The organism is Streptomyces sp. NPDC032721, assembly GCF_055579625.1.
Genome location: NZ_JBVIMX010000007.1, coordinates 310425 through 323927 on the forward strand (window position 1 = coordinate 310425; position 13503 = coordinate 323927).

Consider the following 13503-nt stretch of genomic DNA (forward strand, 5'->3'; position numbering starts at 1 on the left):
GGACGCCCCGCGCGGACTCCCTGCACTGACGCCCCGCACGGACTCCCCGCACTGACCCCCGGCGCCGCCCCGAGAGCGCCCGGTTACCCGGCCTCCCCGAGCACCTGCGCCAGGTCCACCGCCGCCGCCACCCGTAACGCGATGCTCTCCGCGTACGTCGCGTCCGGGCGCTCGAAGGCGGGCCTGCTCGCCCCCCGCAGGAAGGTCACCGTCCCCAGGGTGCGGCCACGGCTGCGCAGCACCATGCACAGCGCGTGCACCGTCTCCCTGGGCCACTGCCGCTCCACCGCCCACGCCTCGGCGTCGGTACGCGCGCCCGCGCTCGCGCGTACCGCTCCCGTGCGGTCGAGTGCCTGGAGGGCGGGGTGGCCCTCGCAGTAGCCCACCGGGATGCCCGCCCCCGCGTTGTCCTGGGTGCAGGGGCCGGGCTCCCCTGCGGGCGTGGCGGCCACCCGTACGAGCCGGGTCCCCGGCCCGCCTGTCGCGCCCTCCGTCCTCGCCAGTACGTCGATCAGGGCGTGGTCCGCGAAACCGGCGAGACCGAAGTCGACGTGGGCCGCCGCGGCCTCCATGGGGTCCTCGCACTCGGCGGCCGTACGCGCCGCCCGGTACAGCTGGTTGCCGCGGAAACGGAGTCTGGCCGCCTCCTGCTCGGCGGTCTTGGCGTCGGTGACGTCCTGGAAGATCCAGGCCACGCCCAGCGGCACCGGCTCCTCCGCGAGGGGCGAGGCCAGCCGCAGGAACCCGCTGCGCCAGCAGCGCCGCCGCTCGCCCTCGGCGGCGCGCAGCGTCACCCAGAGGTCGAAGGGGGCGGGCGGGGTGCCCTCGGCGAGCACGTGCTGGAGGGCGCCCTCCAGTTCGTCCGCGCCCTGCACGACGGTGTCGCCCAGCGGGCGCCCGAGCAGCGCCGTACGGCCGCCGCCCAGGGCTCTGGCAGCGTGCACGTTGACCACGGTGGGACGCAGGTCCACGTCGAGCAGGACCACCCCCCACGACGCGTCCTCGAAGAGGACCTCGCTCAGCGCGATGGCCCGCTCCAGGTCGATCTGGGCGTGCACCTCGCCGAAGGCGCTGTAGACCCCGGCCGGTTTCCCGTCGGCGCCGGTCACCGCGGCCGACTGCATCCGTACGAGCACCCGGCTGCCGTCCTTGCGCAGCAGGGCGAACTCGTGGACCTGCCGGCCGCCGCCGCGCATCGCGGCCGTCAGCCGCTCCTGCACCTCGTCGGCGTCCGCGCTGCGCACCGCCCAGCCCGCGAACCCGTGGCGGCCGACCGCGTCACCGGCGCTCCAGCCGAGGATGCGCTCGGCCTCGCGGTTCCAGTGGGTGACGGTGCCGTCGGCGTCGAAGGCGCAGAGTGCCGCGTCCATCCCGTCGAGGAGGGCGGCGAGCAGCTCGGAGCCCGCCCTCGCTCCCGGCACCGACTCCGGCTCCGGCACCGACTCCGGTCCTGGTCCTGGTCCTGGTACCGACCCCGGCTCGGGATCGGTGGTCCCACTGCCCAGAGAAGCACTCACCCGGCCACCCCCGCAGGTGTTCGTCTGCGCGGCTGTTCGGCTGGCCGCACGTCGGATCATTCAACTCGAACGTGACGCAGCCCACACCCCGTTTCCGGGAAATCGACGTGCGCCGTTAATTCGGTTGAAGCGCTCCGGCGGCGCTCCTAGTGTGTGGCCCACGCTGAAAGGAGGTGATTCGGAAGTGATTTCTTTCCGGACTCGTGAGGTGGCTGCGGGCTAGTTGCCCGTACGTCGTACTCAGTGCGGAACCGGCGCAGCCGGTCCAATCCCAAGCAGTCACCGCCCCGCGGGCTCGCCGGTAAGTCCGGCCGGCCTCCTCCGAAGGATCCTCGGAGGGGACCTGAGCCCGCGGGGTTCTGCGTTTTCCGGGCGCCACGGGGTTTTCGGGCGCCACGGGGTTTCCGGGCGCTACGGGTTGAGGCGCTCCACCGACCAGGCCCCGCCGTCCCGGGCGACGTACCGCAGCCGGTCGTGCAGCCGGTTCTCGTTCCCCTGCCAGAACTCGACCGTCTGCGGGACGACGCGGAAGCCGCCCCAGTGCGGCGGCACGGGAACCTTCTCGCCCTCGGGGTAGCGCTCCTCCAACTCGGCGTACGCGGCGATCAGTTCGTCGCGGTCGTCGATCACCTGCGACTGCTCGCTGGCCCAGGCGCCGAGCTGCGAGCCGTGCGGGCGGGTGCGGAAGTACGCGGCGGTCTCGGCGCGCGAGATCCGTGTCGCGGTGCCGGTGACGACCACCTGGCGGGCGATCTGGTGCCAGGGGAAGAGCAGCGAGAGGTACGGGTTGGCCGCCAGCTCCTCGCCCTTGCGCGAGCGGTAGTTGGTGAAGAAGACGAAGCCGCCCGCGTCGTACGCCTTGAGCAGTACGGTCCGGGTGCTGGGGCGGCCGTCGGGGGTGGCGGTGGCGACGACCATGGCGTTCGGCTCGTGCAGTCCGCCTTCGGCGGCCTGCTGGAACCAGCGGGCGAACTGGTCCATGGGCGTGGCCGCGAGGGAGTCCTCGGTGAAGGGCTCGCTGCGGTACTGCTCGCGCATCACGGACGGATCAGCGGTCACGGACGGATCGGGAAGTGTGTTCGGCACGGGGCCCATCCTGCCGCAGTCGGCGCAGCCCCAGTCTGCCCACCCTCAACTCCTGCTAATCCTCCCGGAAGTGGGTCGGGGAGTGTGCCTGTTCTCACGCTTCCCCGCATCGGTGGAACCGGCCAAAATCCATGGTGGGAACCCTGTGGCTTCTCCACAGCGGGGGTATCGTTCCTGCCTCCCGTCGCTTCCCGTACACGTCACGCCCTGCGTACAGATCTTGAGGAGCCGCCTGATGTCCGACTTCGTACCCGGACTCGAAGGAGTCGTCGCGTTCGAAACGGAGATCGCCGAACCGGACAAGGAGGGCGGGTCCCTCCGCTACCGGGGTGTCGACATCGAGGACCTGGTCGGTCACGTCTCCTTCGGCAACGTGTGGGGTCTGCTGGTCGACGGGGCGTTCAACCCCGGTCTGCCGCCCGCGGAGCCGTTCCCGATCCCGGTGCACTCCGGTGACATCCGGGTCGACGTCCAGTCGGCGCTGGCGATGCTCGCCCCCGTCTGGGGCCTGAAACCGCTGCTGGACATCGACGAGGCCACCGCCCGCGACAACCTGGCGCGGGCCGCCGTGATGGCGCTTTCGTACGTCGCCCAGTCGGCGCGCGGCCAGGGCCTGCCGATGGTGCCGCAGAGCGAGATCGACAAGGCCGACTCGGTCGTCGAGCGCTTCATGATCCGCTGGCGCGGCGAGCCGGACCCCAAGCACGTCAAGGCGGTCGACGCCTACTGGACCTCCGCCGCCGAGCACGGCATGAACGCCTCCACGTTCACCGCCCGCGTGATCGCCTCGACGGGCGCGGACGTGGCCGCCGCCCTCTCGGGTGCGGTCGGCGCCATGTCGGGTCCGCTGCACGGCGGCGCCCCGTCCCGGGTCCTCGGCATGATCGAGGAGATCGAGCGCACCGGCGACGCGCGCGCCTACGTCCGCCAGGCCCTGGACAAGGGCGAGCGCCTGATGGGCTTCGGACACCGCGTGTACCGCGCGGAGGACCCGCGCGCCCGCGTCCTGCGCCGTACCGCCAAGGAACTCGCCGCCCCGCGCTTCGAGGTCGCCGAGGCGCTGGAGAAGGCCGCCCTGGAGGAGCTGCACGCGCGCCGCCCCGACCGGGTGCTGGCGACGAACGTCGAGTTCTGGGCGGCGATCGTGCTGGACTTCGCGGAGGTCCCGGCGCACATGTTCACGTCGATGTTCACCTGCGCCCGTACGGCGGGCTGGTCGGCGCACATCCTGGAGCAGAAGCGCACGGGCCGGCTGGTCCGCCCGTCGGCGCGCTACGTGGGTCCGGGCAGCCGGAACCCGCGCGAGGTGTCGGGCTTCGAGGACATCGCGGGCTGACGCACCGAGAAGCAGGCGGGTAAGGGGTGGCCTCCGGGAGGCCACCCCTTACTGCTTTCCGCTCGGCGGGTTCCCGCTCAGCGAGCCGTTCAGCGCCCCTTCGATCAGCTCGGCCCACTGGGCCACCACCTTGTCGCGCCGCGCCCCGTCGTCGGTGAGCAGGTTGGCGAGACCAAGCCCGCGCGCCATGTCCAGGAAGCCCTGGACCGTCTCGCGCACCCCGGGCCGCGACTCGTCGGCGTGCAGGAGCGCGACGGCTATCCGGTGGGTCTCGCGGCCCACCCGTGCCTCCAGCTCCGTCACGCGCGCGTGCAGCTGCTCCTCGTTGGAGGCCGCCACCCACAGGTGCAGCGCGGCCCGGAACAGCGGTCCGGTGTAGAGGTCGACGATGGCTTTGACGACCGCGCCGACGGTGTGCCCGGGCAGCGCCCGCAGCGCGGTGGACCGCTCCTCCGCCACGTACTCGACGGCGGCGGTGAAGAGGTCCTCCCGGGTCGGGAAGTGGTGCTGTGCGGCCCCGCGCGAGACCCCCGCCCGCTCCGCCACGACGGACACCGTGGAGCCCGCCCACCCCCGCTCGTCGAGGCAGGCCACCGCGGCCTCCAGCAAACGCTGCCGGGTGACCCGGCTGCGGTCCTGCTTGGGGGCGGTCACAGTAGCCATGCGGGGTCCCGTCGTTCGAGGTGCGCGGTCACGCCCTCGCGCGCCTCGGTGGACGCGAACAGCGCTGCCGAGCGTTGTACCAGGTCTTCCGCATCGCGGTCGAAAGCGTCCCGCATACCGGCCGTCAGCAGGCGTTTCGACTCCGCGAGACCTTGCGGGGAAGCCCTCCGCAAGGCGTCCAGTACGGGGTCGAGCACGGCGTCCACGTCCGGTGCCGCCTCGGTCAGCAGGCCGATCTCCTGGGCGCGCGCCCCGCCGAACACCTCCCCGGTGAGGAAGTAGCGGGACGCGGCGCGCGGTTCCAGGCGGGGCAGCAGCGGGATCGAGATGACGGCGGGCGCCACCCCTATCCGTACCTCCGAGAAGGCGAAGTCCGAGGCCGACGTGGCGAACGCCAGGTCGCACACCCCGAGCAGACCGAGCCCGCCCGCGCGCGCGTGCCCGTCGACGCGGGCGAGGACGGGCTTGGGCAGTTCGGCGATCTGCCGCAGCAGGGCGACGAAGGCGTACGGACTGGCCGGGGTCTTCAGGTCGGCGCCCGCGCTGAAGGTGTTGCCGGTGTGGGCGAGCACCACCGCACGCACCGAGGGGTCCTTCCCGCACCGCTCCAGGGACCGGGCCAGCTCGCCGACCAGGGACGCCGAGAGGGCGTTGCGGTTGGCCGGTGAGTCCAGGGTGAGAGTGGTGATGCCCCGGTCGTGGGTGGTGGGGGCGAGCGCCTGCCGTGTCACTTCTGCTTCTTCTCCCTCTCCCGCAGCTCGCGCCGCAGGATCTTGCCGGAGGCCGCGCGGGGCACCGATTCGACGAACTCCACGCGGCGCAGCTTCTTGTACGGGGCCACCTGTGCGGCGACGTGGGCGAGCACGTCCTCCTCCCTCAACTCACCGGCGTGCGGTTGTCGTACGACGAACGCCTTGGGCACTTCGTTGCCGTCGTCGTCGTATACCCCGATCACGGCCGCATCCGCGACCGAGGGGTGGGTGAGGAGGAGCGCCTCCAGTTCGGCGGGGGCGACCTGGTAGCCCTTGTACTTGATGAGTTCCTTGACGCGGTCGACGACGAACAGCCATCCGTCGGCGTCGACCCGGCCTATGTCGCCGGTGTGCACCCAGCCGTCCTCGTCGATCATCGCGGCGGTCTCGTCGGGCCTGTTCAGATAGCCGGCCATGCGCTGCGGGCCCCGGATGACGATCTCGCCGTCCTCGCCGACGCCGAGGTCCTTGCGGGATCCGCCGGATGCGCCGGATGCGCCGGATGCGTCGGATGTGTTGAGGTCCAGGATGCGCATCTCGGTGCTGGGCAGGAGTTTGCCGACGGCGCCGGGGGCGGGGTTCTCGGCGTCGCGGGGGACGACGTGGGTGCCCGGCGACAGTTCGGTCATGCCGTACGCCTGGAGGAGCGGCGGCAGCCCGAGGCGGGTGGCGCAGGCCTCGGCGAGTGCGGCGTCCAGCGGGGCCGCGGCGGACAGGACGTACTCCAGTGAGGAGAGGTCGTACCGCTCGACGGCGGGGTGTTTCGCCAGGGCGAGCACGATCGGCGGGGCGACGTAGAGGCCGGTGATGCGCTGGTCCTGGACGGTGCGCAGGAACTGGTCGAGCTCGAAGCGGGGCAGCACGACGACCGTCGCCCCGTGCGAGAGCGGCACGTTGATCAGTGCCATCAGACCGTAGATGTGGAAGAAGGGAAGCACCGCCAGGATCCGGTCGCCGGGCGCCATGGGGATGAACGGCTCCAGCTGGGCCATGTTCGTCGCGATGCTGCGGTGGGTGAGCATCACGCCCTTGGGCTGTCCGGTGGTGCCCGAGGAGTACGGCAGTACGGCGATGTCCTCGGTGGGGTCGATGGCGACGGCGGGGTCGGGTGCGGTGGAGCCCGCGAGCTCCAGGATCGAGCGGTGTCCCGGGGCGCTGTCGCAGACGAGTATCTCCTCGATGCCGCCGACGAGTTCGGCCGCCCTGCGGGCCGTCTCCAGGAGGGGTGCGACGGTGACGATCCAGCGGGCCGAGGAGTCGCGGAGCTGTTTGGCGAACTCCTCGGCCGTGGACAGCGGGTGCACGGTGGTCACTGTCGCCCCCGCGCGCGTGGCGGCGAAGAACACCGCCGGGTAGGCGATCGTGTTGGGGCTGTGCAGCGCCAGCACGTCGCCCTTGCGCAGGCCCGACTCGGCCAGGGCGGCGGCGATCCTGCGGTGGTACTGGTCGAGCTGGGCGTAGGTCAGGGTGGTGCCATTGGTCCCGTCCACGAGGGCGGGTGTGTCGCCGTACTCGGCGGCGGCCCCGAGGACCGCCTCGTGGACCGGCAGTACGGCGTCCGGTACGTCGGGATACTCACTGGTGAACACCATGGCGATGACGGTCCCCTTCGGCGCGGCACGGGAAAGTGCACGAGAGCGAGTTCTGGAGGGAGCAGCATGCGTCCCGTCAGTACGACTTGGGGAGACCCAGGGACTGGTGGGAAACGAAGTTGAGGATCATCTCCCTGCTGACCGGGGCGATCCGGGCGACCCTGGCGGCCACGATGAGGGAGGCGAGTCCGTACTCGCGGGTGAGCCCGTTGCCGCCCAGGGTGTGCACCGCCTGGTCCACGGCCTTCACACAGGCCTCACCCGCCGCGTACTTCGCCATGTTGGCGGCCTCTCCGGCGCCCATGTCGTCACCGGCGTCGTAGAGGGCGGCGGCCTTGCGCATCATGAGGCGGGCGAGTTCGAGTTCGATGTGCGCCTGGGCGAGGGGGTGGGCGATGGCCTGGTGGGCTCCGATGGGTGTCTTCCAGACCGTACGTTCCTTGGCGTACGAGACCGCCCGGCCGAGCGCGTAGCGCCCCATGCCGACGGCGAACGCGGCGGTCATGATGCGTTCCGGGTTGAGCCCGGCGAACAGCTGGAGGAGGCCCGCGTCCTCGTCGCCGACGAGGGCGTCGGCGGGCAGGTGCACGTCGTCGAGGGTCAGCTCGAACTGCTTCTCCGGGGCCTGGAGTTCCATGTCGATGCGGGAGCGCCCGAATCCGGGGGTGTCGCGCTCGACGATGAAGAGGCAGGGTTTGAGGCTGCCGGTGCGGGCGTCCTCGGTGCGGCCGACGATCAGGGTGGCGTCGGCGATGTCGACACCGGAGATGAAGACCTTGCGGCCGTTGAGTATCCAGCCGTTGCCGTCGTCGCTCCTGCGGGCGGTGGTGGTGATGCGGTGGGAGTTGGACCCGGCGTCGGGTTCGGTGATGCCGAAGGCCATGGTGCGGGTGCCGTCGGCGAGGCCGGGCAGCCACTTGGCCTTCTGGGCCTCGGTGCCGAAGCGGGCGATGACGGTGCCGCAGATGGCGGGCGAGACGACCATCATCAGGAGCGGGCACCCGGCGGCCCCCAGCTCCTCCAGGACGATGGACAGTTCGGTGATGCCGCCGCCTCCGCCGCCGTACTCCTCGGGCAGGCTGACGCCGAGGTAGCCCAGCTTGGCGGCGTCCGCCCACAGGGCGTCGGGGTGGGCGTCGTCGCGGACGATGCCGGCGAAGTAATCGCGCCCGTAGCGCTTGCCGAGGGCGGCGACGGCGGAGCGCAGCGCCTGGTGTTCCTGGGTCTCGATGATGTCGGTGCTCATGATTCGGTGTCCTCCGGCGCGTCGGGGTCCGCCTGTACGACGGCGAGCAGGGTGCCGACCTCGACCTGGCGGCCGGGGGTGGCGTGGAGTGCGGTGAGCGTGCCGGAGGCGGGAGCGGAGACCTTGTGCTCCATCTTCATCGCCTCCAGCCAGAGAAGGGGCTGTCCTGCGGTGACCCTGGCCCCCTCCGCGAGCCCTTCGGCGACCCGTACGACCGTCCCCGGCATGGGGGCGAGCAGGGAGCCGGGGGCGGTGCGGCTGGTGGGGTCGGGGAAGCGGGGGGTACGGGTGAGGGTGTGGGCGCCGGTGGGGGTGTCGACGTACACCCGGTCGCCCTGACCGGTGGCGGTGACAGTGAAGTGCCGCTGTACGCCGTCGACTTCGAGGACGACGTGCTCGGGGGTGACGGAGACGACCCGGTCCACTCCCTCCACGCGCGCGTGGCCGGTGCGCTGCGGCCAGTAGCGGACCTCGTGCGTCTCGTGCGTCCCGTGCCCCTCGTACGACTTGCTCTGCGGCTGCGAAGGCACGTTTCGCCAGCCTCCGGAGCGACCGGCGACCACCGCGTCGGCAAGGGCCGCCGCGACCGCCGCCAGCCGTTCGTCGGCGGCGTGGCCGGGGCCGGGTGCGGTCAGTGCCTCCAGGTGCCGGTCGTAGAAGCCGGTGTCCAGTGCGGCGGCCAGGAAGTCGGGGTGCCGCAGGGACCTGACGAGGAGGTCCCGGTTGGTGACCGGTCCGTGCACGCGGGCGCGGGCGAGCGCGTGGGCGAGTCTGCGGACGGCTTCACGGCGGGTCGGCGCGTGGGCGATGACCTTGGCGAGCATGGGGTCGTAGTGGATGCCGATGGTGTCGCCGCCCGCGTACCCGGTGTCCAGGCGCAGACCGGGTCCCCCGGGGACGTCCAGGGCGTGCAGCGGCCCGGTCTGCGGCTGCCAGCCCGCCGCCGGGTCCTCGGCGTACAGCCGCGCCTCGACCGCGTGCCCGGCGGGCGCCGGGGGCTCGGCGGGCAGGCGCTCCCCCTCGGCGATACGGAGCTGGAGTGCGACGAGGTCGATACCGAACACGGCTTCCGTGACGGGGTGCTCGACCTGGAGGCGGGTGTTCATCTCCAGGAAGTACGCCCTGCCGTCCGCGTCGACGAGGAACTCGACCGTCCCCGCGCCCCGGTACCCGACGGCCCGTGCGGCGGCCGTGGCGGCCTCGTGGAGGGCCGTACGGAGCGCGTCGGGCAGGCCGGGTGCCGGGGCCTCCTCGATGACCTTCTGGTGGCGGCGCTGGAGGGAGCAGTCGCGGGTGCCCAGTGCCCAGACGGTGCCGTGGGCGTCGGCGAGGATCTGCACCTCGACGTGGCGTCCGCGCTCGACGTACGGCTCGGCGAAGACCTCGCCGTCACCGAACGCGGACCGCGCCTCGGCGGCAGCGGCCGTCAACTCACCCTCCAGCGCGTCCAGTTCCCGTACGACACGCATACCGCGCCCGCCGCCCCCGGCCGCCGCCTTGAGCAGCAGCGGAAGGTCGGCGGCGGTCGCCCCGGCGGTGTCCACGGGGGCGAGCAGCGGCACCCCCGCCTCGGCCATCAGTTCCTTCGCGCGGGTCTTGGAGGCCATCGCCTCGATGGCGGCGGGCGGCGGTCCGACCCACAGGAGTCCGGCGTCCTCCACGGCGCGGGCGAAGTCGGCGTTCTCGGACAGGAACCCGTACCCGGGGTGCACGGCGTCCGCGCCGGCCGCCAGTGCGGCCTTCACGATCAGTTCGCCGCGCAGGTACGTGTCGGCGGGCGAGGCCCCCGGCAGCCGTACGGCGGCGTCGGCCACGCGCGCGTGGAGCGAGTGGGCGTCGGGGTCGGAGTGCACGGCGACGGTGGCGATGCCGAGCTCCGTACACGTACGGAAGACGCGGCAGGCGATCTCGCCACGGTTGGCGACGAGCAGAGAATTGATCATCGGGGTCACGGGAGTCGCAGGTGTCACAGGTGTCACAGGGTTCATGGGGCTCTCACATCCGGAAGACGCCGAAGCCGCCGCGCACACCCTGCACAGGGGCGGTGTGGATGGCGGACAGGCACAGGCCGAGGACGGTGCGGGTGTCGCGCGGGTCGATGACCCCGTCGTCGTACAGCCGCCCGGACAGGAACATCGGCAGCGACTCCGACTCGATCTGCTGCTCGACCATGGCGCGCAGCCCGGCGTCCGCCTCGTCGTCGTACGGCTGCCCCTTGGCGGCGGCGGAGGCGCGGGCGACGATCGACAGGACCCCGGCGAGCTGCTGCGGGCCCATCACGGCGGACTTGGAGCTGGGCCAGGCGAACAGGAAGCGCGGGTCGTAGGCGCGCCCGCACATGCCGTAGTGCCCGGCCCCGTAGGAGGAGCCCATCAGCACGGACAGGTGCGGCACCGTGGAGTTCGAGACGGCGTTGATCATCATCGCGCCGTGCTTGATGATGCCGCCCTGCTCGTACTCCTTGCCGACCATGTAGCCGGTGGTGTTGTGCAGGAAGACCAGCGGGATGTCGCGCTGGTTGGCGAGCTGGATGAACTGGGCCGCCTTCTGCGACTCCGCGCTGAACAGCACCCCCTGGGCGTTGGCGAGGATGCCCACGGGATGGCCGTGCAGCGTCGCCCATCCGGTCACCAGGCTCGTCCCGTACAGCGGCTTGAACTCGTCGAAGTCCGATCCGTCGACGATCCTGGCGATCACTTCGCGCGGGTCGAAGGGGATCTTGAGGTCGCCGGGGACGATCCCGGCGAGTTCCTCGGGGTCGTACTTGGGCTCCTGGGCGGGGGGCGGGTCGGCGTGCGCCTTGCGCCAGTTGAGGCGGGCGACGATGCGCCGGGCCTGCCGCAGGGCGTCCAGTTCGTCGACCGCGTAGTGGTCGGCCAGTCCGGACACGCGCGCGTGCATCTCCGCGCCGCCGAGCGACTCGTCGTCGCTGACCTCGCCGGTGGCCATCTTCACCAGGGGCGGCCCGCCGAGGAAGACCTTGGACTGCTCCTTGATCATTACGGTGTGGTCGGACATGCCGGGCACGTACGCGCCACCGGCGGTGGAGTTGCCGAAGACGACGGCGACGGTCGGGATCCCGGCGGCGGAGAGCCGGGTGATGTCGCGGAAGAGCGCGCCGCCGGGGATGAAGATCTCCTTCTGCGACGGCAGGTCGGCACCTCCCGACTCGACGAGGCTGATGCAGGGGAGCCGGTTCTCGAACGCGATCTGGTTCGCCCGCAGCGCCTTCTTCAGCGTCCACGGGTTGGAAGCCCCGCCACGCACCGTCGGATCATTGGCGGTGATCAGGCACTCGACCCCCTCCACCACCCCGATCCCGGTGACAATGGAGGCCCCGACGGGGTAGTCGCTCCCCCACGCGGCGAGCGGCGACAGCTCCAGGAAGGGGGTGTCCGGGTCGACGAGCAGCTCGATCCGCTCCCGGGCGAGCAGTTTGCCGCGCTTTCGGTGCCGTGCGACGTACTTCTCGCCGCCGCCCGCGAGGGCCTTGGCGTGTGCGGCTTGAAGTTCGTCGAGCTTGGCGAGCATGGCGGCGCGGTGGGCGGCGTACTCGGGTCCTGCCGTATCGAGGCCCGAGGCGAGCACGGTCACAGGATTACCTCCGGGATGTCGAGGTGCCGGGAGCGCAGCCACTCGCCGACGGCCTTCGCCTGCGGGTCGAACCGGGCCTGGGCGGCGACGCCCTCGCCGAGCAGCCCTTCGAGGGTGAAGTTGAGTGCGCGCAACTGCGGGAGAACGGTGCGAGTGACGGTCAACTCAGCGGCTTCCGGCAGCAGTTGCTTGAGGCGGTCGACGGTCAGCTCGTGCGCCAGCCAGCGCCACGCCTCGTCCGTCCGCACCCACACGCCGACATTGGCGTTGCCGCCCTTGTCGCCGCTGCGGGCTCCGGCGACGAGGCCGAGGGGGGCGCGGCGGGTGGGCTGGGGGGCGGGCAGCGGCGGCGGCAGTTCCTCTTCCGTTTCCGGTACGTCGGCTTCGGCGTCGGCGAGGACCCGCGTCCGTACGGGCCCCGGAATCGCCACCTCCGTCCCGTCCGGCAGCACCGCCACATGCGCCACAGCACCCGCATCCACCGCATGGGCCTCGAAGACCCCGTACGGTGCCCCCTTCCCCGGCGGTGCCGTCACATGGAACCCGGGATAGCTGGCGAGCGCGAGCTCGACGGCCGCACCGCTCACCGCCCGCCCGACCGCCTGCTCCTCCGGATCCCGAACGACCAATCGCAGCAAGGCACTTGCGGTCTCCTCGCTCCCTGCATCGGCCCGGTCGGTCCGCACCAGCTCCCACCGCACCTCGGCAGGCCGCTTGCCCGCCGCGCCGAACGCGTCCTCGACCTGCCCCCGTACGAGAGCCGCCTTCTCCTCGACGTCGAGCCCGGTGAGCACGAAGACCACTTCGTTGCGCCACCCCCCGAACCGCGTCACCCCGACCTTGAGCGTGGGCGGCGGAGCCTCCCCGCGCACGCCGCTGATCCGCACCCGGTCCGGCGCTTCCCGCGTCAGCCGTACGGTGTCCAGGCGGGCGGTGGTGTCGGGTCCGGCGTAGCGGGCGCCGCCGGTCTCGTACAGCAGCTGCGCGGTGACGGTCCCGGTGTCGACGACGCCGCCGGTGCCGGGGTGCTTGGTGATGACGGACGCCCCGTCCTCCCGGATCTCCGCGAGCGGGAAGCCGGGCCGCCGGACGTCGTGGGCCGTGAAGAAGGAGTAGTTGCCGCCCGTGGCCTGGGCGCCGCACTCCAGGACGTGCCCGGCGACGACCGCGCCCGCGAGCCTGTCGTACTCCTCGGGCCCCCACCCGAACCAGTGGGCCGCCGGCCCGGTGACGAGGGCGGCGTCGGTGACGCGCCCGGTGACGACGATGTCGGCCCCGGCGTCCAGGCAGGCGGTGATGCCGGCGCCGCCGAGGTAGGCGTTGGCGGTGAGGTGCCCCTTGTCGGGACCCCACTGCCCGGCGCCCATCAGGTCGTCCCCGCGTACGTGCCCGACCCGCGCGGGAATCCCCGCCCGTTCGGACAACTCCCTTACGGCGTCGGCGAGTCCGGACGGATTGAGCCCACCGGCGTTGACGACGATCCGCACCCCTCGCTCGTGCGCGAGGCCGAGTCCCTCCTCCAGTTGCCGCAGGAAGGTCCTGGCGTACCCCTTGGCCGGGTCCTTGATCCGCTCGCGGCCGAGGATGAGCATGGTGAGCTCGGCGAGGTAGTCCCCGGTGAGGAAGTCGAGTTCGCCGCCGGTGAGCATCTCGCGCACGGCGTCGAACCGGTCGCCGTAGAAGCCGGATGCGTTTCCGATACGGAGGACCGGACGCG

10 protein-coding genes are annotated in these 13503 nt (G+C 72.0%); 1 reads left to right on the forward strand and 9 read right to left on the reverse strand.

Annotation, left to right across the window (positions count from 1 at the left end; genetic code table 11):
- Positions 1–83: 83 nt before the first annotated feature.
- On the reverse strand, positions 84–1517 hold the full coding sequence (locus tag ACZ5PB_RS17415) for a PAS domain-containing protein (protein ID WP_468691985.1): 1434 nt from the start codon (positions 1515–1517) through the stop codon (positions 84–86).
- Positions 1518–1928: 411 nt separating this feature from the next.
- Positions 1929–2555 carry a pyridoxamine 5'-phosphate oxidase gene (pdxH, locus tag ACZ5PB_RS17420; RefSeq protein ID WP_468692126.1) on the reverse strand — a complete coding sequence of 209 codons (627 nt, stop codon included), beginning with the start codon at positions 2553–2555 and terminating at the stop codon, positions 1929–1931.
- 283 nt (positions 2556–2838) lie between these two features.
- Between pdxH and ACZ5PB_RS17425 the strand changes: the two genes are divergently transcribed.
- Positions 2839–3939 (forward strand): citrate synthase 2, encoded by a 1101-nt coding sequence (locus ACZ5PB_RS17425; protein ID WP_468691987.1) that lies wholly within the window; start codon positions 2839–2841, stop codon positions 3937–3939.
- 48 nt (positions 3940–3987) lie between these two features.
- Here the strand turns inward: ACZ5PB_RS17425 and ACZ5PB_RS17430 are convergent, their stop codons facing one another.
- The 7 genes from ACZ5PB_RS17430 to ACZ5PB_RS17460 all read right to left on the reverse strand — a co-directional run bounded on the left by ACZ5PB_RS17430 (position 3988) and on the right by ACZ5PB_RS17460 (position 13435).
- A complete protein-coding gene (locus ACZ5PB_RS17430) occupies positions 3988–4602 on the reverse strand; it encodes a TetR/AcrR family transcriptional regulator (protein ID WP_468691989.1) in 615 nt (204 codons plus the stop codon).
- A complete protein-coding gene (locus ACZ5PB_RS17435; protein WP_468691991.1) occupies positions 4590–5333 on the reverse strand; it encodes an enoyl-CoA hydratase family protein in 744 nt (247 codons plus the stop codon). Before ACZ5PB_RS17435 ends, ACZ5PB_RS17430 begins: the two co-directional genes overlap by 13 nt.
- Positions 5330–6946, reverse strand: coding sequence for a 4-coumarate--CoA ligase family protein (locus tag ACZ5PB_RS17440; RefSeq protein WP_468691994.1), 1617 nt, complete (start codon positions 6944–6946; stop codon positions 5330–5332). The genes ACZ5PB_RS17435 and ACZ5PB_RS17440 overlap by 4 nt, the downstream gene beginning before the upstream one ends.
- Before the next feature lie 76 nt (positions 6947–7022).
- Positions 7023–8192: an acyl-CoA dehydrogenase family protein gene (locus ACZ5PB_RS17445; protein WP_468691996.1), complete on the reverse strand. Its 1170-nt coding sequence runs from the start codon at positions 8190–8192 to the stop codon at positions 7023–7025.
- Positions 8189–10135 (reverse strand): acetyl/propionyl/methylcrotonyl-CoA carboxylase subunit alpha, encoded by a 1947-nt coding sequence (locus ACZ5PB_RS17450; RefSeq protein ID WP_468691997.1) that lies wholly within the window; start codon positions 10133–10135, stop codon positions 8189–8191. Before ACZ5PB_RS17450 ends, ACZ5PB_RS17445 begins: the two co-directional genes overlap by 4 nt.
- Positions 10136–10187: 52 nt before the next feature.
- Positions 10188–11786 carry an acyl-CoA carboxylase subunit beta gene (locus ACZ5PB_RS17455; protein ID WP_468691998.1) on the reverse strand — a complete coding sequence of 533 codons (1599 nt, stop codon included), beginning with the start codon at positions 11784–11786 and terminating at the stop codon, positions 10188–10190.
- Positions 11783–13435 carry an acyclic terpene utilization AtuA family protein gene (locus ACZ5PB_RS17460; RefSeq protein WP_468692127.1) on the reverse strand — a complete coding sequence of 551 codons (1653 nt, stop codon included), beginning with the start codon at positions 13433–13435 and terminating at the stop codon, positions 11783–11785. The genes ACZ5PB_RS17455 and ACZ5PB_RS17460 overlap by 4 nt, the downstream gene beginning before the upstream one ends.
- Positions 13436–13503 lie beyond the last annotated feature (68 nt).